Source organism: Bradyrhizobium ottawaense, assembly GCF_900099825.1.
In the GTDB taxonomy this organism is placed as follows: Bacteria; Pseudomonadota; Alphaproteobacteria; order Rhizobiales; family Xanthobacteraceae; genus Bradyrhizobium; species Bradyrhizobium ottawaense_A.
In genome coordinates this window covers 3,209,553-3,233,197 of sequence record NZ_LT629693.1, presented here as the reverse complement: position 1 = coordinate 3,233,197, position 23,645 = coordinate 3,209,553, and the positions used below count along the sequence as shown (strand labels likewise).

The 23,645-nt window shown below is 60.3% G+C and carries 21 protein-coding genes and 1 riboswitch; of the genes, 10 read left to right on the top strand and 11 right to left on the bottom strand.

All coding sequences use genetic code 11. The features are described from left to right. Positions 1-3 precede the first annotated feature (3 nt). Positions 4-1,068, top strand: coding sequence for an SGNH/GDSL hydrolase family protein (locus tag BLR13_RS15195; RefSeq protein ID WP_074822511.1), 1,065 nt, complete (start codon positions 4-6; stop codon positions 1,066-1,068). Between the two features lie 38 nt (positions 1,069-1,106). On the opposite strand, the gene BLR13_RS15190 is transcribed toward BLR13_RS15195, so the two are convergent. Continuing rightward, the gene (locus BLR13_RS15190; RefSeq protein WP_074822514.1) at positions 1,107-2,300 is read right to left on the bottom strand and encodes an O-succinylhomoserine sulfhydrylase; all 1,194 of its coding nucleotides are present in this window, start codon (positions 2,298-2,300) and stop codon (positions 1,107-1,109) included. Between the two features lie 73 nt (positions 2,301-2,373). Beyond that, a riboswitch (SAM riboswitch) is annotated at positions 2,374-2,453 on the bottom strand. 123 nt (positions 2,454-2,576) lie between these two features. Here BLR13_RS15190 and BLR13_RS15185 point away from each other — a divergent pair. Next, a complete protein-coding gene (locus BLR13_RS15185) occupies positions 2,577-3,683 on the top strand; it encodes a 2'-deoxycytidine 5'-triphosphate deaminase (RefSeq protein WP_074831491.1) in 1,107 nt (368 codons plus the stop codon). 16 nt (positions 3,684-3,699) lie between these two features. Here BLR13_RS15185 and BLR13_RS15180 read toward each other — a convergent pair whose 3' ends face one another. Further along, a complete protein-coding gene (locus BLR13_RS15180; protein WP_079586306.1) occupies positions 3,700-5,322 on the bottom strand; it encodes a DHA2 family efflux MFS transporter permease subunit in 1,623 nt (540 codons plus the stop codon). Beyond that, positions 5,261-6,541 carry an HlyD family secretion protein gene (locus tag BLR13_RS15175; protein WP_074822519.1) on the bottom strand — a complete coding sequence of 427 codons (1,281 nt, stop codon included), beginning with the start codon at positions 6,539-6,541 and terminating at the stop codon, positions 5,261-5,263. Before BLR13_RS15175 ends, BLR13_RS15180 begins: the two co-directional genes overlap by 62 nt. 90 nt (positions 6,542-6,631) lie before the next feature. Between BLR13_RS15175 and BLR13_RS15170 the strand changes: the two genes are divergently transcribed. After that, entirely contained in the window at positions 6,632-7,315 is a 684-nt protein-coding gene (locus BLR13_RS15170) for a TetR/AcrR family transcriptional regulator (RefSeq protein ID WP_074822521.1), read from the top strand. A gap of 1 nt (position 7,316) precedes the next feature. Here BLR13_RS15170 and BLR13_RS15165 read toward each other — a convergent pair whose 3' ends face one another. Next, complete coding sequence (locus tag BLR13_RS15165) at positions 7,317-8,792, bottom strand: amidase (protein ID WP_074822524.1); 1,476 nt, start codon at positions 8,790-8,792, stop codon at positions 7,317-7,319. A 135-nt stretch (positions 8,793-8,927) separates the two neighbouring features. Here BLR13_RS15165 and BLR13_RS15160 point away from each other — a divergent pair, with 135 nt between their 5' ends. Beyond that, positions 8,928-9,992, top strand: a complete 1,065-nt coding sequence (locus BLR13_RS15160) for a hypothetical protein (RefSeq protein ID WP_074822528.1) — start codon at positions 8,928-8,930, stop codon at positions 9,990-9,992. A 120-nt stretch (positions 9,993-10,112) separates the two neighbouring features. After that, positions 10,113-11,555 carry an MATE family efflux transporter gene (locus BLR13_RS15155; protein ID WP_074822530.1) on the top strand — a complete coding sequence of 481 codons (1,443 nt, stop codon included), beginning with the start codon at positions 10,113-10,115 and terminating at the stop codon, positions 11,553-11,555. Positions 11,556-11,667: 112 nt separating this feature from the next. Here BLR13_RS15155 and BLR13_RS40180 read toward each other — a convergent pair whose 3' ends face one another. The 5 genes from BLR13_RS40180 to BLR13_RS15125 form a co-directional block, all read right to left on the bottom strand. Continuing rightward, the gene (locus BLR13_RS40180) at positions 11,668-12,138 is read right to left on the bottom strand and encodes a hypothetical protein (protein ID WP_074822533.1); all 471 of its coding nucleotides are present in this window, start codon (positions 12,136-12,138) and stop codon (positions 11,668-11,670) included. Positions 12,139-12,268: 130 nt separating this feature from the next. After that, entirely contained in the window at positions 12,269-12,700 is a 432-nt protein-coding gene (locus BLR13_RS15140; protein ID WP_074822535.1) for an SRPBCC family protein, read from the bottom strand. Positions 12,701-12,846: 146 nt separating this feature from the next. Beyond that, a complete protein-coding gene (locus BLR13_RS15135; RefSeq protein WP_074822538.1) occupies positions 12,847-13,206 on the bottom strand; it encodes a VOC family protein in 360 nt (119 codons plus the stop codon). Between the two features lie 55 nt (positions 13,207-13,261). Then, entirely contained in the window at positions 13,262-14,101 is an 840-nt protein-coding gene (locus BLR13_RS15130) for a helix-turn-helix transcriptional regulator (protein ID WP_074822540.1), read from the bottom strand. Between the two features lie 9 nt (positions 14,102-14,110). Beyond that, entirely contained in the window at positions 14,111-14,689 is a 579-nt protein-coding gene (locus tag BLR13_RS15125) for a methylated-DNA--[protein]-cysteine S-methyltransferase (RefSeq protein WP_074822543.1), read from the bottom strand. Between the two features lie 237 nt (positions 14,690-14,926). On the opposite strand from BLR13_RS15125, the gene BLR13_RS15120 reads away from it, so the two are divergent. Continuing rightward, entirely contained in the window at positions 14,927-16,435 is a 1,509-nt protein-coding gene (locus BLR13_RS15120; protein ID WP_083387607.1) for an integrase family protein, read from the top strand. A gap of 194 nt (positions 16,436-16,629) precedes the next feature. Then, entirely contained in the window at positions 16,630-17,631 is a 1,002-nt protein-coding gene (locus BLR13_RS15115) for a hypothetical protein (protein WP_074822548.1), read from the top strand. A gap of 494 nt (positions 17,632-18,125) precedes the next feature. Here BLR13_RS15115 and BLR13_RS15110 read toward each other — a convergent pair whose 3' ends face one another. Together BLR13_RS15110 and BLR13_RS15105 are read right to left on the bottom strand one after the other, a co-directional pair. Beyond that, a complete protein-coding gene (locus BLR13_RS15110; RefSeq protein ID WP_074822550.1) occupies positions 18,126-19,154 on the bottom strand; it encodes an O-methyltransferase in 1,029 nt (342 codons plus the stop codon). Next, positions 19,154-20,563, bottom strand: a complete 1,410-nt coding sequence (locus tag BLR13_RS15105) for an ATP-binding protein (RefSeq protein WP_143039728.1) — start codon at positions 20,561-20,563, stop codon at positions 19,154-19,156. Before BLR13_RS15105 ends, BLR13_RS15110 begins: the two co-directional genes overlap by 1 nt. 154 nt (positions 20,564-20,717) lie before the next feature. Here BLR13_RS15105 and BLR13_RS15100 point away from each other — a divergent pair, with 154 nt between their 5' ends. The 3 genes from BLR13_RS15100 (at position 20,718) to BLR13_RS15090 (ending at position 23,046) form a co-directional block, all read left to right on the top strand. Beyond that, complete coding sequence (locus BLR13_RS15100; RefSeq protein WP_074822553.1) at positions 20,718-21,791, top strand: DNA cytosine methyltransferase; 1,074 nt, start codon at positions 20,718-20,720, stop codon at positions 21,789-21,791. 27 nt (positions 21,792-21,818) lie between these two features. Beyond that, entirely contained in the window at positions 21,819-22,262 is a 444-nt protein-coding gene (locus BLR13_RS15095; RefSeq protein WP_074822555.1) for a very short patch repair endonuclease, read from the top strand. Positions 22,263-22,527: 265 nt separating this feature from the next. Next, positions 22,528-23,046: a hypothetical protein gene (locus BLR13_RS15090; protein ID WP_143039729.1), complete on the top strand. Its 519-nt coding sequence runs from the start codon at positions 22,528-22,530 to the stop codon at positions 23,044-23,046. The last annotated feature ends 599 nt before the right edge of the window (positions 23,047-23,645 follow it).

Below are 23,645 nucleotides of genomic sequence, written 5' to 3'. Positions count from 1 at the left end.
TTAATGAGTTGTCACTACCCTTTTCGTTTGACCACATTCGCCACTGCCGCGTTTGCGCTGTTGACGGCTGCCTGCGTTTTGCCGCTACACGCGGAAGTTGCCCAGCCGCAGGTGGCGCAGCAGGCCGCACTCGGCGACCACGCCAAGGCTGAAGCCGCCAAGCCGCAGGCCGCGCCGACCACTGGCGGTTCACCGACGACAGGCAGTTCACCGACCACAGGCGCGGCGGGCGCCGGCAATGTTGCGGCCGTCGATCAGGCCGCTCCGGCACAGCCAAAGGGCCTCACCGGCCGGGCGATCGACAAGGTGAAGGAGGTCGCGAAATCGGCGAGCGATATCTTCAGCCGCGTGCCTTGCCTGTCGCCGAAGGGCGGCGCCAAATCGATGGGCTCGCTGCCGCATGTCGCGAGCAAGCTCGCCGCGGGCCAGCCGGTCGTGATCGTCGCGTTCGGGTCGTCCTCGACCGACGGCTACGGCGCGTCGTCGCCCGAATTCAAATATCCCAACCGGCTCGCCGCGCAATTGCGCCGGCAGTATCCGAGCGCCGACATCACCGTCGTCAATCGCGGCAAGGGCGGCGAGGACGCGCCCGAAATGATGAAGCGGTTGCAGGCCGAAGTGATCGACATGCATCCGGACATGGTGATCTGGCAGGTCGGCACCAACGCGGTGCTGCGCAACCTCGATCCCGGCGACACCGCCACCATGGTCGAGGAGGGCGTCAAGCGGATTCAGGAAGCCGGCGCCGATCTGGTGCTGGTCGATCCGCAATATTCTCCGGCGGTCACCGCCAAGGGTGAAAGCGCGGGCAAGATGGTGAAGTTACTCGGCAGGGTCGCCGAGCTCCGTCACGTCGGCGTGTTTCCGCGCTTCGAGGTGATGCGCGACTGGCACGAGAAGCAGGCGATCCCGATCGACAGTTTCGTCATCTCCGACGGCCTGCACATGAACGACTGGGGCTACGCCTGCTTCGCGCAACTGCTCGGCGACGACATCATCAAGTCGGTCGGCCAGATCAAGCTCGGCGTCAACGTGCCGTCCGACGTGCGGACCTATCGGCCGATGTGAACTTACCCTCCCCCTCCAGGGGAGGGTGAAGCTAAACCTCACACCTTCTCCAGCGCCGCCGCAAAATCCTCGATCAGATCGTCGGCATGTTCGAGCCCGGCGGAGAAGCGAATAAAACCTTCGCTGATGCCGAGTTCGGCGCGCGCTTCCGGCGCCAGCCGCTGGTGCGTCGTGGTGGCGGGATGGGTGACGAGGCTCTTGGCGTCGCCGAGATTGTTCGAGATCCGGGAGATCTTCAGCCCGTTGAGGCAGCGGAACGCGCCGGCCTTGCCGCCCTTGACCTCGAAGCCGATCAGGGTCGAACCCGCGCGCATCTGCTTCTTCACCAATGCAGCCTGCGGATGATCGGCGCGGCCGGGATAGATCAGCCGCGAAATCTTCGGATGGCTGGCGAGTGCGTCGGCGATCTTCGCCGCGGTCTCGGTCTGCGCGCGCACGCGCACGGCCAGCGTCTCCAGCCCCTTCAGCAGCACCCAGGCATTGAACGGCGACATCGACGGGCCGGTCTGGCGCATGAAGTTGTGAATGTGCTCGGCGATGAACGCTTCCGAGGACAGGATGATGCCGCCGAGGCAGCGGCCCTGGCCGTCGATGTGCTTGGTGGCGGAATAGACCACGACGTCGGCGCCGAGCGACAGCGGGCTCTGCCAGATCGGCGTCGCGAACACGTTGTCGACGATCAGCCGCGCGCCGCCCTGATGCGCGATCTCGGCGATCGCGGAAATGTCCATCACGTCGAGCGTCGGATTGGTCGGGCTCTCCAGGAAGCAGGTCCTGGTGTTCGGCCGCATCGCGTTCTTCCACTGGTCGAGGTCGAGGCCGTCGACCAGCGTCGACTGGATGCCGTAGCGGGGCAGCAGGTCTTCCACCACGTAGCGGCAGGAGCCGAACATCGCCTTCGCCGCCACCACGTGGTCGCCGGCCTTCAGCGGCGCCAGGATCGCGGTGGTCACCGCGGCCATTCCCGTGGCGGTCGCGCGCGCGGCCTCCGCGCCTTCGAGCTCGATCATGCGGCGCTCGAACATCGAGATGTTGGGATTGGAAAACCGCGAATAGAGAAAGCCGGGATCTTCGCCCTTGAAGCGCGCCTCGCATTGCTCGGCGCTGTCGTAGATGAAGCCCTGGGTCAGGAACAGCGCCTCGGAGGTCTCGCCATATTGCGAGCGCAGGGCGCCGGCGTGGACCAGCCGGGTTTCGGGACGATAGCGGGCGGTAGAATTAGCCTCAGACATGTGACCTCCGTCGTGACCATCCCTTGAAAATGGTCACAAAAAACCGGCCTGGAAAAATTTCCACAGGCCGGGATCACACATGTCCCCGGCCTGTTTAGCGACTTATTTAACGTGGCTGCAAGCCGGCCGGCTCAAATCACCACGGGATAAGTCATGCTGATATTCCCTCGCGCCCTTTTCGTCAAGGCGGCCATCGGATAACCCCTAAAAGCCCTTATTTGTGCGGTCCGGATGGCATTCGGACCATTCCGATGGGCCGCCTCAGAGGACCACGCCGTGTCGTTTTCGCTGCCGCCCGACGCCAACGGAATTCTGCCCGACCGCATGATCGCGGCGATGGCGGATGCGGGTCTCATCCTGCCCGAATATCCCTTTGTCGAAAGCCAGATCCAGCCGGCAAGCCTCGACCTGCGCCTCGGCAATATTGCCTACCGGGTGCGCGCGAGCTTCCTGCCCGGGCCGGGCGCCACCGTGGCCGAGCGCATCGACGAATTGAAGCTGCATGAAATAGATCTCTCCGACGGCGCGGTGCTGGAGACGAATTGCGTCTACATCGTCCCGTTGCTGGAAAGCCTGGCGCTGCCGCCCGAGATCGTCGCCGCCGCCAACCCCAAGAGTTCGACCGGGCGGCTGGACGTGTTCACCCGCGTGATCGCCGACGGCACCCGCCGCTTCGACATGATCGGCGCCGGCTATCACGGCCCGCTCTATGCCGAGATCAGCCCGAAGACGTTTCCGGTGCTGCTGCGCGAGGGTTCGCGGCTCTCTCAGGTCCGCTTCCGCACCGGCGACGCCATCCTCAATGCCGACGAACTCGACGCGCTGCACGAGGCCGAACGGCTGGTCGATATCGATGACGCCGACCTCGCCAATGGCGTCGCGCTGTCTGTCGATCTGTCCGGCGAGAACACCAGCGGCTTCGTCGGCTACCGCGCCAAGCGCCACACCGGCGTGGTCGATATCGATCGCCGCGGCGGCTACGCGGTCGGCGAATTCTGGGAGCCGATAGAAGCGCGGCCCGACGGCAGCCTGATCCTCGATCCCGGTGAGTTCTACATTCTGGCGTCGAAAGAGGCCGTGCAGGTGCCGCCGGACTACGCCGCGGAGATGGTGCCGTTCGATCCCCTGGTCGGCGAATTCCGTGTGCATTATGCCGGATTCTTCGATCCCGGCTTCGGCTATGCCGGCGCCGGCGGGAAGGGCTCGCGCGCGGTGCTCGAAGTGCGCTCGCGCGAGGTGCCGTTCATCCTCGAGCACGGCCAGATCGTCGGCCGCCTCGTCTACGAGAAAATGCTGGCGCGGCCCGACGCGATGTACGGCCAGAAGATCGGCTCGAACTATCAGGCGCAGGGCCTGAAGCTCTCCAAGCATTTCAAGGTCTAAAGTCCGGACGTCGCCTTCAATGCGCGGCGGCCGTCGCCGCCTTCGCCTTGCGCGTCAGCGCAACCGCCAGCGCTGCGATCACAAGCACCACGCCGATCACTGCAAAGGTGTCGCTGAACCCCATCACCAGCGCCTGATGCCTCACGGTCTTGCCGAGCGCAATGATCGCCTGCTGATGCGCGGCGGCCGGATCGGGTACGCCATGCGCCATGAAGTAGTCGGTGGTCTGGGCGATCCGGTTGCGCACTTCCTCGCGGCCGAGCGTGACCGACTGGCCGATGATGTTGGAATGGAACTGCTCGCGCTTGGTGATCACGGTGGCGAGCACGGCGGTGCCGATCGCGCCGCCGAGATTGCGCAGCATGTTGCTGATACCCGATGCGGCGGCGGCGTCCTGCGGCGCGATCTCGCTTGTCGTCACCGAGGTCAGCGGCGTCAGCACCATGGCCTGACCGATCGCGCGCACGATGTTCGGAATCCAGAGCTGGTCGCCGGCATAGTCCGGCGACATCGCTGTGTTCATGAAGCAGCTATAGGCAAAGATCATCAGGCCGGTGAAAGCGATGTAGCGCACATCGAAGCGCTGCATCATTTTCGGGATCAGCGGAATCAGGAGCAGTTGCGGCAGGCCGGTCCAGGCCAGTACGTTGCCGATCTGTTCGGCGTTGTAGCCCTGGGCCTGGCCGAGATAGGCCGGCAGGATGTAAACCGAGCCGAACAGCGCAAAGCCCACCAGCGTCAGTGCCGCGACGCCGAAACCGTAATTGCGTCCCTTCAAGAGCCGCAGCCGGATCAACGGTTTCTCGACCGTGAGCTCGATCCACACGAACAGCGACAGGCTGACCACCGCAAGGATCGCGAGGCGCAGGATGAAGGGCGAGGCGAACCAGTCGTCCTTGTTGCCTTCCTCGAGCACGGTCTGCAGCGCCGACAATCCGATCGCCATGGTGAAAATGCCGGCCCAGTCGCCTTCCCGGAGCAGCTTGAGCTGCATCGGTTGCCGCGGCAGTGTCAGATAGAGCGCACTGACCATTACCGCTGTTGGGATCACGTTGACGAAGAAGATGGTCCGCCAGCCGTAATTCTCGGTGAGATAGCCGCCGATGGTCGGTCCGATCGCGGGCGCGAAGGTGACCGACAGCGCGAAGATCGCCAGCCCCACCGGCTGCTGCGACTTCGGCAGCTTGGTCAGCACCAGCGTGAACGCCATCGGGATCAGCACACCGCCGGCAAACCCCTGCAGGCCGCGCATCGCGATCATCGACGGCAAATCGTGGGTGAAGGCGCAGGCTACCGAAAAGGCCGCGAACAGCGCCGCGCTGACCAGCATGTAGCGGCGGAACGAGAAAACGCGGCTGAGAAAATCGGTCAGGGGAATGACGACGATCTCGCCGATCAGATAGGAGGTCGATATCCACGAGCCGTTGTCGACGCCGGTGCCGATACCGCCTTCGATGTTGAGCAGCGAGGCGTTGGTGATCTGGATGTTCAGGATCGCCATGAACGAGCCGATCATGGCCGCGATCACGGCGATCCAGACGGTGACGCTGGCGCGGTTTGGATCGACGGCTGCGCTGTCAGATCCGGCTTGCGAGGTCGGAAGCGCGGATATCTGACCTGACGGGTTGAGATTTGACATGGCACGATGCTCCCTGAACAGAATTCGATACCTTGGATCCGGCCGCGGCCTGACGGATCGGCGCCTGCGCGCGGGTCTCGATGGTCGGGATGACAGACATGCCCGGCCGCAGTTCCACAATGGAAGCCTTGCCGCGGTCGAGCGCGATCTTCACGGGAATGCGCTGCACCACCTTGGTGAAGTTGCCGGTGGCGTTATCCGGCGGCAGCAGCGCGAATTCCTGGCCGCTGGCCGGCGCGATGCTGTCGACGTGGCCGTGCACGATCTGGCCGGGGAACATGTCGACGGCGATGTCGACAGCCTGTCCTTCATGGACGTCGGTGAGCTGGGTTTCCTTGTAGTTCGCGACCACATAGGCGCCGCTGGCCGGCACCACCGACATCAGCTGCGTGCCGGCCTGCACGTACTGGCCGACCCGCAGCGTGCGGTTGCCGACCACGCCATCGATCGGTGCCGTAATCGTGGTGTAGCCGAGGTTGAGTTCAGCCTGGCTCTGGATCGCCTTGGCGCGGGCGAGCGATGCCTCGGCCTGCACGATCTCGGCCTTCAACAGGTCGACCTGCTTTTGCGCTGACGTCAGGTTGGCCGCATCGCGCGCCAGGGCTGCTTGCGCGCCGCCGTTGCGCGATTGCGCCTGCTGCGCATTCTGCACGCTTCCGTATCCAGTGGTCGCAAGATCGGAATAGCGCTTGTTTTCCTGGACTGCGAAAGTCAGCGTGGCCCGGTCGACATCGATGGTGGCCTCGGCCGCGGAGATGACCGCCTGCTGGACTTCGAGCTGCGCCTGCTTGCTCGCGATCGTGGCTCTCGCCGCAGCGACGTCGGCCTTGGCCTGATCGAGCGCGACCTTGAAATCCCGGTCATCGATCCGTGCCAGAACCTGTCCGGCCCTAATCCGCTCATTGTCGCCCACGAGTACCTCATGCAGGTAACCGGAAACCTTCGGTGCGATGGTCGTGTTGTCGGCCTTGACGTAGGCGTCGTCGGTCGAGACCAGATACTGGCCAACCGTCCAGTAATCCCAGCCGTACCAGACGCCGCCGGCCAGTACCGCCAACGCCGCACCGGTCAGCAAGGCCTTGCGGAGATTGAACTTCCTGGCGGTCGGCGCGGCTGGCGCAGCCGTATTCGTTGGAGCGCCGGTGCCGGGCAGCAAGGCCTCGGTGGCGTCGGCTGGAACCGGGCTCTCGATTTCGAAGGCGGTGGAATGGCGGGTCATGGCCGTATCCCTAAATTAGGAAACTTGATATTTTCCAAAATAGACCCTACGTTTGAACTGTCAATGGAATGACAGGCATCATTTAATCACATGGCTGAGATCAAGATCACCCAAACGTCCGACCCAGACGGGGATCCGTGCGCAGAGCGTCGCCTCCGGGGCCGGCCGCAGGTCCGTCCTGACTGCGACACGCGCCAGCTCATCTACGAAGCCGCGCGGCACGAATTTTCGGACAACGGTTATGCCGCGACCAGTATCGAGAGCGTGGCCCGTCGTGCCGGAGTCTCGACCAAGACGCTCTATCGTTTAATCCCGAACAAGGCGGCGCTGTTCGAAGGCATGACGTCGGATCGGATCGACCGGTTCCTGTCCGAAATCAATCTGGAGGCGATCGATCATGCCGAGATCGACGAAGCGCTTTACGCGGCGCTGATGGCCTGCGCCGATCTCGCGCTCGACAAGGAGGTCGTTGCGCTGCAGAGCATGGTGCTGCAGGAGTCCGGCAAGTTTTCTGATCTCGCCGGGGCGTTCTACCGCAACGGCATCCAGCGAACCGTGACGGCTCTGGCCGACTGGCTGACCATGCAGCAGAGCCGCGGGCTGATGAAGCTCGACGATGCCGAAGAAGTTGCCGGGATGTTGCTCGGCATGGTCGCGGATGCGCCGCGGCGCGCCACCATGTTCGGTGGCCTGCCGTTGCCATCGCGCCCGCAGATCGAGGCGCGGGTTCGGAAATGCGTCGCGCTGTTCCTGAGGGGATATCGGGCAGCTTGAGCTAGCCGTTCGTCACGTGCACGCCAGGCCTCTCGCCTGAATTCCATTTGCCGCCGATCGCGCGCTCGATCTGGGCGGCCAGCTGAAGCAGCAGGCCGTCATTGGCCTGCTTGGCCTGCGCCTGAATGCCGAGTGGCAACCCGTGCTCGTGCGTTGCGAGCGGCAACGAGATCGCGGGAATGCCGCAGAGATTGGCGAGCGGCGTGAACGCAAAATTGCGCCAGAGATTGCCGAACCAGTCCGCCACCGACGGGTTGTCGCTGATCGTCAGATATTCTGTCGTGCCGACCTTCGGTGTCGGCAGCGCCGTGATCGGCGTCAGGATGATGTCCCACTGCTCGAAGAAATCGCCGAAGCCGCGCGACGTGGTGTTGAACACCGCCTGCATGCGCGCGCGTTCGGTGAAACTGTTGTGCCGTCCGGCTTCCCATATCCTGATGTTAACAGGTTCGATCAGGTCGGCCGGTGGCCGGTCGAGCCCGCGCGCGGCCAGCATATTGCCGATCACCTGCGCGAAGTTGCTGACATAACAGGCCGTCTGCGCCTCGAAGGCGGCGGGGAAGTCCAGGTCCGGCAGCGCATAATCAACATGATGGCCGAGGCTTTCGAGGAATTTTCCGACCCGCGCGAGTTCGGTCGCGATCTGCGGTGTGGCGCGATATTCGCCCCATTGGTGCGAGAGCGCGATGCGGAGCCGGCCCGGATCGCGCGTGATCATCTCGGTGTAAGGCTCCGGCGTAGTCCAGAACGGCATGAACTCGCCGGGCGCCGGACCGCGGCAGGCATCGACAAAGGCCGCGGTGTCGCGCACCGAACGCGACTGGCAGCCCTGGATCGAGACCAGCCCTGTCAGGTCAGACATCAGCGGTGCGAGCGAGAACACCCCGCGCGAGACCTTCAACCCGATATTGCCGTTGACGCCGGCCGGAATCCGGATGGAGCCGCCGCCGTCGGTCGCATGCGCGATCGGCACCACACCGGCCGCGACCGTCGCGGCGCTGCCGGCCGACGATCCACAGGTGGTGTAGTCGGTGTTCCAGGGATTGCGCGTGATATAAACGGCGGGATTTTCGGCCGAACTGCAGACCCCGAACTCCGGCGTGGTGGTGCGCCCGATGAGATTGAGTCCCGCGTGACGAAATTTCCCGGTCAGGAACGTATCGGATGTCGCGCGATTGCCGCGCATGATCAGCGAGCCCATCTCCTGCAGCCGGCCCTTCATGGTCGGGCCGAGATCCTTCATCAGGAAAGGCAGCCCGGCAAACGGCCCATCTGGATTGGCGCCGTTGCTGCCGGGATCGGCGATCGCGTCCTCGAACACTTCGACGACGGCTGACAGCGCGGGATTGACCTTGGCGATCCCTGCGGCGGCTTGCTTGGCTAATTCCGCGGCGGTGAGTTCGCCCTTACGAACGCGTGCGGCCAGTGCCGTGCCGTCGTGCCGCGTCCATTCGTCCCAGCTCATCGGCAATGTCATGCAATCGATCCCTTCGGCGTGGCTTCGGACCTTAGGTTCGCAAGCGCCCGCGTCAAGGCAATCCAGCCTCGCGCGCGGCGCATTGCGCCACTTCGCGCGCGATGACAATGTGCTTTCACAAAAAAGGGAGCGACGATGGTCGGACGGCAGGACAGCGAACACGAAGCGCAATGGGCGAAGTGGCGCAGCGTCGCCGATCTCTATCATGCGTTTTTCACCGGCCTCATTCTCACTGTGGTCTCTAGGCGCGGCACCGCGGATGCCGCCGAATTCGTATTCAGGGTATTCCGCCGCCAGCAGCAGGAGCGCTTCCTGCCCGGGCTGGTCAAACTCGGGCTCGATCATCTGCCGCCCGCGGTCGCCGCTGCGCGCTATCACTATCTGTCGAACTGGATCGGCGGCGTGCATGTCGAATACATGCACGAGACCGACCGCAAGGCCTGGATCCGCTATCCGCCGCCGCGCTGGATCTGGCGCGGGACTGCGATCTGCGGCGTGCCGGGCGAAGTTTCGCGCGCGATGCTGCGCGGATGGCACGCCAACAACGGCGTGGCGCTGGGCAATCTCAATCTCGGCTTCGTCTGCACCAAGCAGAGCGTCGACGGCCAGGACGGGCTCGAAGGCTATTACTGCGAATACGATCATCCGCTGGAGCTCGACGCGCGGCTGGTATTCGCGCGGCATCTCGAATCGCCCCAGTTTGATCCCGCCACCGCGCCGGCGCTGCCGGTCGATAGCTGGCCGAAGCCGCGGCTGGAAAAGGCCTATCGCAACTACGCGATGGAATATGTGAAGACGGCGGCGCCGGTGATGGTGCAGGTGTTCGGGCCGGAAGATGCCGCCTATCTGCTGCACCTCACCGGCAAGCTGATCGGCATGCAGTATTTCCACGAGATCGCGAAGAGCTTTGCGATGGGTCAGGGAGCGGCGCAAGGCTCGGCGAAAGATTTCGTCGCCTTCCTGCGCGTGCTGTTCGAGTCACAGGACGATGTCGCCGAGATCAGCGCCTCGGAAGGCGCCTTCGAAGTCCGGCAGCAGAGCTGGAAATTAATGGCCGATGTCGGCGATTATCACCCGGCCTGTGCCAGCGTTCTCACAGGCCTGTTCGAGGGCCTGGCGGCCGGCTGTGGCCGCCACATTCCGGTGCATTTGAAGCCGCCGGTCGGCGGCAAGGCGCCGTTTGTCTGGTCGATCGGGTAGGGAAACCTGCTCGCCTGCAATCGTGCAGGCCCCCCTTGCGCCCCATGCACAGGGAATCCTGTCCGATCGTGGTAGGAAAACACCGCGGCGCAGCAATCAGACTGCGCGGCGGGAGACGAAATGCCCGATATTGCCGTCGCCGAACTGCCCGTAGACGAGGAGGAACGTCCGCTTCCGCCGCCGGAAGCGCCGGCCAAGAATGCGCTGCTCGATCGCCCGATCCTGCCGACGCTGCTGTGGCTCGCCTGGCCCAACGTGATCGCGCTCAGCGCCAGCACCTGCGTGGTCATTGCCGAGACCTCTTATATCGGCCGGCTCGGCGTCGAGTCGCTCGCCGCAATGGCGCTGGTGTTTCCCTGCGTGATCCTGACCATGACGATGTCGGGCGGCGCGATGGGCGGCGGGGTGGCTTCCGCCATCGCGCGTGCGCTCGGCGCCGGCGACGTCGAGCGCGCCTCGACGCTGGCCTCGCACGCATTGCTGATCGGCCTCTGCTTCGGCTTAACCTTCATGCTGGGCATGCTGATCTTCGGGCCCCAATTGCTGGAATTGCTCGGCGGCCGCGGCAACGTGCTGGCGCAGGCGATCGCCTATACGCAGATCTTCTTCGGCGGCGCCGTCGCGCCCTGGCTGATGAACACGATGGCTGGCGTTCTGCGCGGCACCGGCAACATGAAACTGCCGTCGTTGATGATGCTGTCTTCCGCGGTCTGCCAGATCATTCTCGGCGGCACGCTTGGCCTTGGTCTCGGCCCGATCCCGCAATTCGGCATGCGCGGCGTCGCCGCCGGCTCTTTGACCGCCTATCTCATCAGCATCTCCGTGATGTCCTGGTACCTGTTTTCAGGACGGTCGCGCGTGGTGCCGAAAATCTTCGGCCTGCGGATTCAAGGGGCGATGTTCTTCGACATCCTCAAGGTCGGCGCCATCTCCTGCTTCTCGCCGCTGCAATCGGTGCTGACCATCAGCATCTTCACCCACATGCTGGCGAGTTTCGGTACCGAAATTCTTGCCGGCTACGGCATCGGCGCGCGGCTCGAATTCCTGCTGACGTCGGTGTCGTTTGCGGTCGGCATCGCCTCGGTGCCGATGATCGGCATGTCGGTCGGCGCGGGACGTATCGCGCGCGCCCGCCGCGTCGCCTGGACCGCGGGATTTGTCTCTTTCCTTGCGGTCGGCACCATCGCGACCTTCATCGCGATTTTCCCCGACGTCTGGGTCAACCTCTTTACCAGCGATGCCAGCGTGCGCGCGGCGAGCCATCAATATCTGTCGACGGCGGCGCCGATGTACGCCTTCATCGGTCTCGCGTCGTCGATGTATTTTTCGTCGCAGGGTGCTGCCAAGGTGATCGGCCCTGTCATGGCGCAGACCGCGCGGCTGCTGTTCATCGGCACCGGTGGCTGGTGGCTGTCGACCCACAACGCCACCGCGCAGGATTTTTTCGTGCTGGCTTCGGCATCGATGGTGGTGCTCGGCGTGCTGTCCTGCGCCAGCGTGATCCTGACGCGGTGGGGACCGAAGCAGGCCGAGGTGCCGGCCGCACGGCCGGCGTTGTCGTGAGTTAAACCCGCGACCACGACTGTCATTCCGGGGCGATGCGAAGCATCGAACCCGGAATCTCGAGATTCCGGGTCTGGTCCTTCGGACCATCCCGGAATGACGGAGTTCATATCTACCTCCGCCGATGCCTTCGGCCATACCTGCCGCCGCCGAGATTGGCCATGCGCATCAGTTGCGGGACCATGCCCATCAGTTCGCCGCCGCCACCGCCGCCGAGCATCCCCATGATGTCGCCGCCGCCGATGTCGGCGCCGTAACCTTCGGGCATATACCCGCCGCCATAGCCGCCGGGGACCATCCCGCCGAGACCGCCGGGGATTCCGCCGCCGCCTATCATGCCAAAACCTCCGCCGCCGCCTTCCATCATGCGGCCCATCATCGGCCCCATGGTCTGCATCATCATGGCGAAGCGGCGCTTGCCCATCTTCGCCTTCATCATTTCCAGCATCGGCGCCATCTGCGTCATCATGTCTTCGCCGCCGCCTCCACCGCCAAAGAACTGCGCCTTGGCCGGCATCGACGTGAGCGCAAACAGCAGCAGCAGCGTGGCCGCCTGGCACACCACCTTGTCAGCTCCAGTCATGGTTCGGCTCCCCGTGCGCTGGCGATGCCCGCGGACGCGGTGCCATTCGAACGCACGGGGGTGAGGCTAGGAGAGGGCGATTGGCCGATCTGTGAGAAAGATCACGCGACGCTGCGTCAGGTTGATGTTTCTACGCGCGATCGGACGCAAAACCGGATGCCACTTTTGCTGATCGCGCGAGCGCTTTCTGCATCGCGAGCGCGCCTTGATCCATCTGCGCGTCGATATAGGGCGCGATCTCGTTCGGCAGCACATCGGTAATCCACACGAAGCGTGTGCGTCCATCGCTCTCGGCAAACACCTGCGCCGACGCGCTGTGCTGCTTCAGGCGTTCGCTGGCGATGGCGTAGACCAGCCGGCGCCGCTTGTCGTCGCAATCGACCAGGGTTTCGCGCGCGACCGAGCCGTTCGCAAACGTCACGATACGGGCGTCGCCGTCGAGTTTGGTGTCGAGCACGAATCCCGGTGCCAGCCGTGTATGCACCGCGCCGAAATCGCGCACGGCGTCCCAGACGTCGTCAGGATGGGCGTCGATGATGATGTCCTTGTAGATGGAAGCCATGGTTTGAATCCTGTTGTCGGGAGTTGATGAGTAGGGTGGGCAAAGGCGCTATTGCGCCGTGCCCACCGTCGATCAGATCGAGTCATTGATGGTGGGCACGCTTCGCTTTGCCAACCCTACGGGTGCTCGCATGACGCGGTCGCGCACTACGCGCACACCGCCTCGACATTGTTGCCGTCGGGGTCGATCAGGAACGCGGCAAAATAGGTCGGGCTGTAATCGGCGCGCGGTCCGGCGCCGCCATTGTCGCGGCCGCCGGCCTTCAGGCCCTCGGCGTGAAATTTTCCGATCGCCGCATGATCCGGCGCGCGGAACGCGACGTGTGCGCCGGTGCTTGAATTTCCCTTGTGCAGGTGCAGCCAGAGCGCGGGCTCGCCCTTCGGGCCAAAGCCCGCGCCGGAATCATCGCGCGAGCAGAGTACATAGCCCAGGGGAGCGAGCGCCGCAGTATAGAAGCGAACGCTGGCGTCGAGGTTGCCGACGCGCAATCCGATGTGGTCGTACATGGTGTTCTCCAGTGACACGCGCGCGAGATTGCCGCGCGGCCTGGAGCAACCCTAGTCAGTTGAGGGCAAGGCGTTCTTGGAGAATCTTGCGCATCCCCCGCGAGGCCTGGCGGAATCGCAACGGCGAGGCGCCGGCGGCGCGGTGGAAGGTGCGCACGAAATTGGAGAGGTCGCCGAAACCGACATCATAGGCGATATCGGTGATCGCGCTGTCGTCGTCGGCCAGCCGCCGCGCCGCGTGGCGCAGCCGCGAGCGCACCAGATACTGGTGCGGGGTGACGCCGAGCGTGTCCGCGAACAGCCGCAGGAAATGGAACGGGCTGATGCCGGCCTGATCGGCGGCGTCTTCCAGGCCGATGGCCTGGTGCGAATGGGCATCGATCCACAACGCGGTTTCCACCGCGCGGCGGCGGTCGCGGGCGGCTGGCGAGGCCGCCTTGCGCGGTTTGCCGGAGACGACTTCGATAAAGCGGTTCGCGAGCACCTGGCCGATCTCGTCGAGCCCGATGTCGCTGTTGCCATCTGCCGCCGATTGCGCCAGTTCGCCGAGCACCACCAGTTCCGGCAGCGGCGGCGCGCAGCCCGCCTGCCAGATCGCCTTGCTGTCGCCGAGCGTCTCGACCAGCTCGGGGCTCAGGAAAAACGACAGGCACTCGTCGCCGCAGACGTGCTCATGGGTGCAGGTATATTCGTCGCCGGGATGGCCGATCAACACCGATCCCGCCACCAGCTCATGGGACCGGCCGCGGCAGCGCAGGCCGAAACTGCCCTTGCGCACATAGGAGATCGAGTGACAGCGATGCTGTTCGGCGAACGGCCGGTCGCCCGGGCCGGCGTCGCAGCGGAAGTCGGATACCGAGATGGATGGGCGCTCGAGCAGCGTGGTCGCGGTCATCCCGCCTACTTAAGTAGGCGCCCGGGGCGGCGCAACGGGCAGCAGCACGTCGAACAGGGTCTTGCTGGAGGTCGGGTGCGCGCCCTCGATCGAGAGCAGCCGCCGCTTGGAGATGGCGCCGCCGTTCGGCGAGATCTTGTCGGCATAGTGGCCCGCCTCAAGCACGCGGTGGCAGGGCACGATGATCATGAAGGGGTTGCGGGCAATCGCCTGCGCCACCGAATAGACCGCGCCCGAGGCGCGCAGGCCGGAAGCGATCTCGGCATAGGTGCGGGTTTCCCCGCGCGGGATCTGGCGGGCGAACGCATAGACGCGCTGGTTGAAGGCCGGGATGCCGGTCATGTCGAGGGCGACGTCGGAAAGATCGCTGTTACCACCGCGCACCAGTGCTGCGATGCCTTCGATCGCGATCTCGGCGTTCAGCGGCGGGCGAAGTTCGCGCGCGTCGGGATAAAGCTGGTACAGCCGCCGCCTGGTATCGATCTCGCGGGCTTCGGGGAGCTGCACGCCAATGACGCCCAGTGGGCCCCATGCGATGCCGCACCGGCCAATCCCCGTGTCGAATATGGTGTACCCAAGCCCCGCCATACGCCACCAACCCCTCGGGCATCATAACACCGTCCGGAACCGGCGCATCCGGAATCTTTGCAATCGGTTAAGGGCGGGGGCGGAGCGGCCGGAACCGCTTGGCGGATCGCGCGGGGTCGGCTAATCATGGGGCGAGCATTTGCGGGCGTAGTTCAATGGTAGAACGGCAGCTTCCCAATCTAATCAGCCGATTTTTACCACGTTACAAGATACGCCCGAAACCATTGACTAAAGCCCATGTTTCGCAGGCTTTTCTTGTTATCTGTGATGTCTCGGCGGCTGAAAACCCAGCATCCGAACTGGTCAAATGGCATCACAATGACATCACGATGGCACAACGATTTTCAGAGCACGCATAACGGCAAGGCCCCAGTTCAAACGGAGCCGAACGCGAAGCGCAAGCCCCGTTTGCTCGACGACGATCACATTGAATGGTTGCGCGATCTCGCGGACGATGATGAGAAGTTTCGCGGTTACTACCCCGACAGCAAGGTCTTCGGCCTGACCGTTTTCCTCGGCGCTAAATCTACGGTCTGGCGGTTCCGCCAACAGAGCCGGACGAAGGGCAATCGGTCATCGGTCTTCAAGACGCTCGGCAACTGGCCTGCGGTGACCACTGATGAGGCACGCAAGGAAGCCCTCATATATTCGGGTGCGGTTGCCGCCGGTACAGCAGCCCCCGGCAAACGCCAAGCAATGCCCTTCCGCAGAGCCTTTGAAAGCTACCTCGCCCATCTCAAGGCGCAGGCCGAAGCCAAAGGGAAGCCACCGCGATGGTGGCTCAATGCCAGCAAGCTCTCTGAGGCGCACATCATGCCTCAATGGGACGGTTGGACGCTCTCCGAGATGTCGCAGAACCCGCGAGCCGTGAAGACATGGCACGCGAAACTTTCGAAGACCATCCCCACAACCGCCGACCATTGCGCACGGCTCATTCGGGCCTGCTACCGCGAAGAGGCGCGGCTTGATCGCACGCTTAATCCGGCCGCCTCGCCAACCTCGGGCATCCGTCTGGGCAAGGTCAAGGTTTCGAAAGCCGTGCTCGACTTCCCCGACTTCTCGGCGTGGCGCAAGGCATGGGACAAGATCGAAAACCCGGTACATAAGGGCTATCATCTCGCCGCGCTTTTGACCGGCTGTCGGCCAACTGAGCTTGCCATGATCCGCGAGAGCGATATCGATCTCGACGCACGGCGCATGATTATTCGGAACGCGAAAGCCGGAAACGATATCTCGCTGCCGATCACTGGCGAGATTGCTTTCGCGCTGGCGATGGCCATCAACGCGCCCCCGCAAACCATCACAATGAGGGGTCTTCGCGGAATGAAGCGCGGCGAGGTCCGCGTGATCGAACGCAAGAAGTCTCATCATGAGGTCGCAGCTGCCGATCTGATTTTCCCGGGCGTCCGTCAAGCTGGGCATCGATCAGGTCTTCCCGTCTCAGGTAACGCACTTCGGCATACGTTCCGCAGCATCGCAGTCTCTCTCGAAATATCCGAAATGCTGATTTCGTTCCTGATGGGGCATAGTCTGCAAGGCGTCTCCGCGAAGTACACTAACGAGTTGATGATCGCTAACTCGCAGGCTCTCCGCGCAGCTCAAGAGAAGATCAGCCGCCGGATTTCCGAATTGCTCGGGCTTACGCTCGGCGGCTATGACGATGCGCCGCTCGTGCCGGATGCGCCGACCCGGGTCGAAACGAGCCGAAAAAGAGCAAAAGCCGCCGCTCCGACCCGCATCGTTTGAGACGGTGAGGGCGAGGGAGCTGGAGCGCGCCAAGGGTAACGAACGAGCCATCATGAATGGGGGCCTGCCATAGGACGGCGGCGATAGTGGCCCGCCCGGGCCGAATAGCCGTTCAATAGTTGACAGGAAGTTGCTCGACGTCTTAGGGTTGAAAACAAAAAATTTTGCGATCGTCGTTGCGATATGGGGGCACCATGCAACGTTTCGCCTGGCTTCTTATTGTGCTTATTCTTGGCGGATGCTCAATTTATCCATTGCCTGAAGACTATCTGCCTTCGAACACCGACCAGCCGTACACAAGCGACAGGATCGCCGCGACGATCCGGTGTCAGACGCGTGACGCAATACGGGCAGTAATTCGTCGGAATATTGCGGCGGTGCCGGCAAGCTACATTGTTTATCAGCGCATGGCGCGCGACGAGATGTTGGCTTGGCTTGACAGCAATTCTGCGAACTATCGGGCTCTAAAATGGCCACTGTTCGCGCCCGAGCTGAGGAAGCCCTTCGAGTTCTACAAGGACACCAACATCAGCTACGATTTCACTATTGACTCAACCGAGATGAACACGTTGGGGCTGAATATCACTTTGTTGAAGGCTCTCAATGCTGGGACCGACACTATTGGGCTGCTGGCCAAGAATGATCGTACCCGCGAGGCAAGCCGGCATTTCCGAGTGTTCGATACGTTCGACAGCCTCGCGCGGCTGATGAAGGAAGAAGCCTGCCAAAATCAGCCGCAGGCGCCGAACTATCTATTTCCAACAGCCGGATTGCTGAGGATCAACACGCTGGTCGATTCATTCTTGGTCGCTAACCAGTGGGAAAATCTAGCTGGGGATAAAACAGATTACACGACAGCGCAGATGACAGACACTCTTACGTTCACGACTAAGTCGACCGGCAACTTTGACCCCTCGACAACAACGAATTCGGTTGTTGGCAGATTTGTGCCCTCCAGTGCCGGGCTCAATGTCGATAACTTCCGACAAGATTTGCATACAATCATCATCCTGGTCAGCCTGCCGCCCACGAAAAATGGCATACCGCAGTTTGACGAATATGGCCGGATATTAGCTCCCGGAAAAGCGGGAGTGCGTGCGGCCGCGTCGGAGGGCTTGGATCGCCAGCGAGAGATCAATACCCAGAACGCCCTCACACGATTGGGGACGGGCGTAGGTCGGCTAAATGTCCCTTGAGGACGTGAGCGTACTACGTATTTGAGGCTATTCAAACGGGAGACTAACGATGGCCGAGCAACAGAAGAATGTTGGAAGCAGACCCCTGACAGTTCGGGGGGTGTATAACTTCTTTAAGGCCCTTGAATCCGCAACGAGGCCAGACGGGACGAACGCATTGGAGTTTTTTCTCGCGGAGTGTGATCAAGCAGACCTTACTTTAGACGTGAGTGATACTTTATGGTCTGTTGGACACACGAATTATGATGCTTTGATCCGCATAAACGCTGCAGGTCCGGATTGTCCAGCTTGTTCCGGTCCACCTAAACTCTGAGGTGAGCGTCTGGACAGAGAGAAGGCCAGCAAGAGCTCGCTGTCGGCTGTTTTAGATGACGGTCACCTGAGAAATTCCGAAAAGTCTATCGCGATGGCGGCGCCGATGTTCGAGCTCAGCCACTTTTCGGACATGCCACGCCAAACCGACGATGTCCGTTTGTGACGGCTAAGGTCTAATTCTATAGCAAGACATGCCGAAACGTTGGATAGAAGCGCTGAAATTTTTGATAGCCGCCCAACAGATCGATAGTCGGTATTGTTTCGTGAAGTTTAAAATCGATCAGCCGTAACAAGCCGCTTGGGTCGCTGGAGTGTACGTCGCGATCAATCATTAGCTTTTCCCAGACAGTCAGTTGAGGTATCTGGATTTCGATCAACTCCTGCCAGTCATTCACTCCTCCCGGAACGTCTGCGAGAGCCATCCGCTCTCTACACTCCTTGCTGCGATCTCGTTCAACGATTACTCCCGTGACGCTCAACATTCGGTGGCCGTCAGCGTAAGTCGTTATCGAGATCGGTTCAAACTTGTAGCGAGCGTCGTGATCGAAGGCCTCTTCCGCCACCAACGAAAATGCGTGGCTAACTAACTTTGCAATACCGAGCTTTTCTCCTATGTCGTCCTGTGTCGCTCCTGGCTTTAGCTGAGCTCCGATGAGTTCTTGCAGCGTGGCGAATCGGCGATATTGCAAGTCTTCGTAAGTCTCGTCAGGATTATTTCGTCCGAACGCCTTGTCATCCACATCGACAGTCATTCGGAGAAGATCGCCCGGCTGGCTCGCGGATAGCAGCTGTCCAAAATTATCTAAGTTTGCGCGCAACGATGTGGCATCCGTCATATCGAACCAGACAATCGAATTCGTCTCAGACGACGCCCCGATCTCGGCAAGAATTGAGGCTCTTCGCACAACGAAATCGTTCGTGGAATATCGGGTCGGCTTAATGCACGATAGAGGCGTGTTGAATTGTTGGCGCTTCAATACATCGCTGTCGATTTCCAGTGAAAGCAGGGGGCTGATGCCAAACGAGAGATTCATCAGCTTGTGATCTTCCATGGCGAAGCTGCCCAAGCCAACGTAAATGTGCTTATCGATTGACGTGAAGTTCGAATATCTTGATATGACCTCTACGAACACGCGTCTGTCGACAAATTTGTGAGGCCGTATCGCGTAATTCACCCCGAATGCGCCCGGCGCGCCGGCGGCCGTCATCAGCGCGACACCTTCTTCAGCATTTCGTCAAAGCAGGCGGCCCCCACATCGGTGGGCTTAGCCTTTGGGTCGCCAAGCATCTTCGACGCCACTTTCGAAATATCATCCTTGTGCCGAGTGAACGAAATTCTTTTCATTTCCGAAGGTGCGGGTGTGGGTAGGTGGGGCTCATATTTAAAAGCACCATCCAGCCTTTTTACTGCGGAGAGCTCGCTCTTAGACATGAGAGCTCGAAGCTCCGGCATCTCGAGTAACTCAGCCTCCGCAAATAGCTTCTTTGCTTTTACGCGGTCAGCTTTCCAATGGTTTGTGAAACTTGTATAGAATTTTGTCCCCTCTCGCATGAATTGCTTTAGGTTTAAATACAATTCAGACGAAGCATCTAAGCCACGTTTTGTTGTCGTAAGCGGTAGCTTCAATGGATAGTCCGATTCCATCGCTAATATGCCGCGGATTCCAATGAACTGCGGGTGGAAGCGAGGAACTCCCGCTTCACCCCATCCCGTCAAAATTGTCGTGTCGTTCGAAACTATTGCTCTGTCGTTGCATATGATCGTCCAACCCGAATTGTCGCTGCTCTGACGTTGCTCCGTCTCGCTTTCCTCGTCACCTTCGGATTCGGACGGACTGCGATACATGCCTACCCAAAGGCTTGCCTTCACCCCATCCGCCTCGTACTTCGCCATGTATGGTGCAAGCGATGGACTATCGTCGGAGATATCGTCGAATTTGGTAGATAGGATCGAAACAGGGGCGGCAAGGATGACCTTCCCATTCAGTTCGACGCGAAAGCCCTTGTTTATGATTATCGCATAATGGCGCGCAATGAATTCATGCAAGCGAGCTTCGAATGAGGCGGTCTTGAATATTTTGGCGATGTCCCTTCTCAACTTTGTGACCGCAATGCGAGTGCCCTTTTGAAAGGGCACCTTCCGGCGGTGATAGTCCAATCTCCACTCATCTTCGTCCTTGAGCCATTGCTCGCTTATTTGAACTTCGAAACCGAAGTCGCAATGCGACTGAACTGACGCTTCGAGGGCCATCTTAAAAATGGCTCTCTTCATTCCGATGCCGTAAATGCCGATAGTCTTGTAGTGCTCGTTTGGATCGATATCTCGACCGATCCCAAACGCCCTTTCAATCAAGTTTTTGGGAATGCCGCCGCAGTTATCGACAATTTCGAAAGTATCTTCGTTGAGCGTAATCTTGCTCCAATAGCTTCTGTATGGCTTCTTGCCTGAGAGTGATTTGGGCGTGGATCGCACGATGCCATCCAAACAGTTGTCGAGCAAGTCGAGCACGGCGTCTTCGAGCTCTATGTCGCGTGTGAGCATATCGACGAAGAAGCGTTTATTGATTTTCATTCTGAGCGGGTTTTTTGCCTCGCCCAGTTGGGGTGTCTTGGCCACTCCGTATTCCTCCCTAGCCCTAATGCCCTCAGAATGGCGAGAAACTCAGGGAATTCAACTAGTGATTTAGGCTATAGACCGTTAACGATCGACAAAAGCTCTTCTAGTATGCTAAGCGATACGCCGATTCCTCGGTTGAAAAGTTGCGATAGACATGCCTCACCGCCCAGATCGCCCGCAGGTTCTCGATCTATTTTGCGGGTGCGGGGGGCTATCTCTCGGCGCCGAGCAGGCCGGATTTCGTTCGGCGCTTTCGATCGACCAAGACCTGCACCTCACGTCTTCGTTCGCCCATAATTTTCCGTCGTCGAACCTGAGAATCGCGGATATTGGCCGAGAAAGCGCGCGCGCGATTAAACAGGCTATTGGCTCGAAGGTAGATGGCGTAATCGGCGGACCGCCATGCCAAGGCTTCAGCTCCATTGGGAGACAGGATGAAGATGATCCGCGGCGAGGCTTGCTCCTCGATTTCTTTCGAATCGTTCGAGAGGTGAGCCCAAAATTTTTTCTCATGGAGAATGTTCGGGGGCTGGCCTACGAGCGCAACCGCAAAGTTCTCGATGATGGACTGCAGCTTTTGCCCAAACGATACCGTGTGATTGGCCCAATGCTGCTCAACAGCGCGAGTTTTGGAGCGGCAACGAGTCGACCCAGAATATTTGTCTTTGGTTACGACACGAACGAAATGCGTGCATTTGATCCCTCAATGTTCGAGGGCGGGAAGAGTCCCGTGACTGTTAGAGATGCCATAGCTGACCTTGGGAAGCTAAAGCCACGCGGCCTTGATTCGAGCGGATTTGATCTATGGTCTTCGGAGAAAGATAGCAGCCGCTCCACTTACGCACAAAGCCTCAGGGGCAAAACAAAACTGGTGACCGGGCACCGGAAGACACCGCACAAAAAGGAAATTGTCGGTCGCTTTGCTACAGTCCCCCAAGGGGGCAAGGACGAAGTCGGGAAGCACGTTCGCCTATCTTGGACAGGCCAGTGCCCAACAATAAGGGCCGGGACCGGTTCTGACCGTGGCTCATATCAAGCGGTTAGGCCGCTTCATCCAACGAAAGATCGAGTGATCACCGTACGCGAAGCCGCCCGCCTGCAAGGCTTTCCCGATCGCTTCCTTTTTCATCCAACCACGTGGCACAGTTTTCGAATGATCGGTAATAGTGTTAGTCCGATCATCGCGCGCGAAATCCTGGCAGTGATCTATAATGGTCTTAAGGCCTGAACACGCGCATAATGCGGTCGAAGATCTATGACGGATAGGTTGACGCCAGATCGCCGTTCGGCCTTGATGGCCAAGGTACGGTCGCAGCACACCGGGCCGGAGCGTGCCGTTCGTGCGATATCGCATCGATTGGGCTATCGATTTCGTCTTCACAAAAAGGAGTTGCCGGGAACACCCGATTTGGTGTTTCCCAGGCTTCGGTCTGTAATTTTAGTTCACGGATGTTTTTGGCATAGGCACTCAAATTGCCGCAAAGCATCGATGCCGAAGACGCGCATAGAGTTTTGGAAAGCGAAGTTTGAGAGGAATGTTTCGCGCGATATTGCCGTGAGGCTGGCGCTTAAGAAACAAGGCTGGCGTGTGCTGACAGTCTGGGAATGCCAATTGAAAAAGCCTACCCTTGTTGAAAAACGTGTTCAGAAATTTCTTTCTGCATGTGACCAGCGTAAAACAGTTAAATCTGTGAGATAGCATGCCGCTTGTCTTTTCTGAGAATGAAGCGACAGAGTCGGGCATCTCATACGACGACGATACCGGTGTGTCCTACCAATTTCCCAAGATGTATCGTCGCATAATCTTGCCTGGCTTGGCGTTTGTCTACTATCGGGGTCGGAAGAGGGCGGGTGGCCGACAACTTCAAGTGTATTTTGGCATGGGGATCGTAGGGTCGGTTACTGGAGACACCCCTGACAGGCTAAGGTGCGAGGTCTTAAACTACCGGCCCTTCGATAGCCCCGTGCCATTTAAGCAAGGACGGTCGGGCTATCTTGAGATCGGAGGACAGCGGAAGGGATATTTCCAGCGAGGTGTCCGATCGATCTCCGAGGCGGAGTTTGCGAAGATCGCTGACGTTGCAAATATTGCGGCCAGTGCACCCGAAGATGTCGCGATGCAGAATACAACAATCAGAATGGCCAAGACGGCTGTACGAACTGCGGCGAACGCAAACGGTCAAGCGGTTGTTCGAAGGATCAAAAATAAGCTACTGCCTTTGACGCCAAGCGAATTGTCGGATCACATTCGGAATCTGTTGGATATGCAAAGCGGCCGATGCGCGATCACGGGTATCCCGCTTCAGCTCGATGGAAAGTGCGACGACGTCGCGCTTTTGTGCTCGCTTGATAGAATAGACAGCGAAGCACATTACACTATCGACAATCTTCAGGTGGTCTGCCGCTTCGTGAACAAATGGAAGGGGGCAGAAAACGACCTAGAATTTCGAAGATTGGTCGGGCTTTTGCGGAAGCCAGCTTAGATGCGCTAGGAAACGAATGCGACGCAGCGACCTGGACGAGGTAGGTCGAAAACAATTTGCAGCATTTAGATTTTTATTTTTTGAAATCCGCCATCGTTTTTCAAAGTGAGTGAACGTCCAAGGGGACATAGCCAAATGGCGTTTACCCCCCGTTAACCATGACTACCCGGTAACTCTTGGTTAACGATCCTAGGACCCGAGGGACCGCGTCGTTAGCTATATTGCTCGATTTCTGGCCTGGCGCGGGACAAGTATCGTGCCAACCATGGGACGTAACGTGAAACGCGGTGCAGCATCATTCGCGTATGGGGTGATATGGAATATCTCGCAGTGCGATCAATGACTTAGTGGTTAATTCCACATTAACGCGACCCCCTGTCAAGTCTTTAACGCTGGTTAAGATTAGTCGGTCGAATTGTAGACGTTAAGGTTAATTTCGGTCCCCCCAGGCTACGCTATCGACGTTTATCGCGGTGTCCCTAGTCCGCGCGTGCCGCTCCCCCGCAAGCCATTGTCAGAGGTGTGCAGTCTGTGCAGGCTAAAGCGGAGTTCTTTGTAGATATTCATCTCAAATAGTTTAGCTGGGTAATGGAGAAGGC

What these genes read in the sequence shown, in the direction of transcription:
- BLR13_RS15195 (WP_074822511.1), top strand. Translation starts at nt 4, where the DNA reads ATGAGTTGTCACTACCCTTTTCGTTTGACCACATTCGCCACTGCCGCG.
- BLR13_RS15190 (WP_074822514.1), bottom strand. Translation starts at nt 2,300, where the DNA reads ATGTCTGAGGCTAATTCTACCGCCCGCTATCGTCCCGAAACCCGGCTG.
- BLR13_RS15180 (WP_079586306.1), bottom strand. Translation starts at nt 5,322, where the DNA reads ATGTCAAATCTCAACCCGTCAGGTCAGATATCCGCGCTTCCGACCTCG.
- BLR13_RS15175 (WP_074822519.1), bottom strand. Translation starts at nt 6,541, where the DNA reads ATGACCCGCCATTCCACCGCCTTCGAAATCGAGAGCCCGGTTCCAGCC.
- BLR13_RS15170 (WP_074822521.1), top strand. Translation starts at nt 6,632, where the DNA reads ATGGCTGAGATCAAGATCACCCAAACGTCCGACCCAGACGGGGATCCG.
- BLR13_RS15165 (WP_074822524.1), bottom strand. Translation starts at nt 8,792, where the DNA reads ATGACATTGCCGATGAGCTGGGACGAATGGACGCGGCACGACGGCACG.
- BLR13_RS15160 (WP_074822528.1), top strand. Translation starts at nt 8,928, where the DNA reads ATGGTCGGACGGCAGGACAGCGAACACGAAGCGCAATGGGCGAAGTGG.
- BLR13_RS15155 (WP_074822530.1), top strand. Translation starts at nt 10,113, where the DNA reads ATGCCCGATATTGCCGTCGCCGAACTGCCCGTAGACGAGGAGGAACGT.
- BLR13_RS40180 (WP_074822533.1), bottom strand. Translation starts at nt 12,138, where the DNA reads ATGACTGGAGCTGACAAGGTGGTGTGCCAGGCGGCCACGCTGCTGCTG.
- BLR13_RS15140 (WP_074822535.1), bottom strand. Translation starts at nt 12,700, where the DNA reads ATGGCTTCCATCTACAAGGACATCATCATCGACGCCCATCCTGACGAC.
- BLR13_RS15135 (WP_074822538.1), bottom strand. Translation starts at nt 13,206, where the DNA reads ATGTACGACCACATCGGATTGCGCGTCGGCAACCTCGACGCCAGCGTT.
- BLR13_RS15130 (WP_074822540.1), bottom strand. Translation starts at nt 14,101, where the DNA reads ATGACCGCGACCACGCTGCTCGAGCGCCCATCCATCTCGGTATCCGAC.
- BLR13_RS15125 (WP_074822543.1), bottom strand. Translation starts at nt 14,689, where the DNA reads ATGGCGGGGCTTGGGTACACCATATTCGACACGGGGATTGGCCGGTGC.
- BLR13_RS15120 (WP_083387607.1), top strand. Translation starts at nt 14,927, where the DNA reads ATGTTTCGCAGGCTTTTCTTGTTATCTGTGATGTCTCGGCGGCTGAAA.
- BLR13_RS15115 (WP_074822548.1), top strand. Translation starts at nt 16,630, where the DNA reads ATGCAACGTTTCGCCTGGCTTCTTATTGTGCTTATTCTTGGCGGATGC.
- BLR13_RS15110 (WP_074822550.1), bottom strand. Translation starts at nt 19,154, where the DNA reads ATGACGGCCGCCGGCGCGCCGGGCGCATTCGGGGTGAATTACGCGATA.
- BLR13_RS15100 (WP_074822553.1), top strand. Translation starts at nt 20,718, where the DNA reads ATGCCTCACCGCCCAGATCGCCCGCAGGTTCTCGATCTATTTTGCGGG.
- BLR13_RS15095 (WP_074822555.1), top strand. Translation starts at nt 21,819, where the DNA reads ATGACGGATAGGTTGACGCCAGATCGCCGTTCGGCCTTGATGGCCAAG.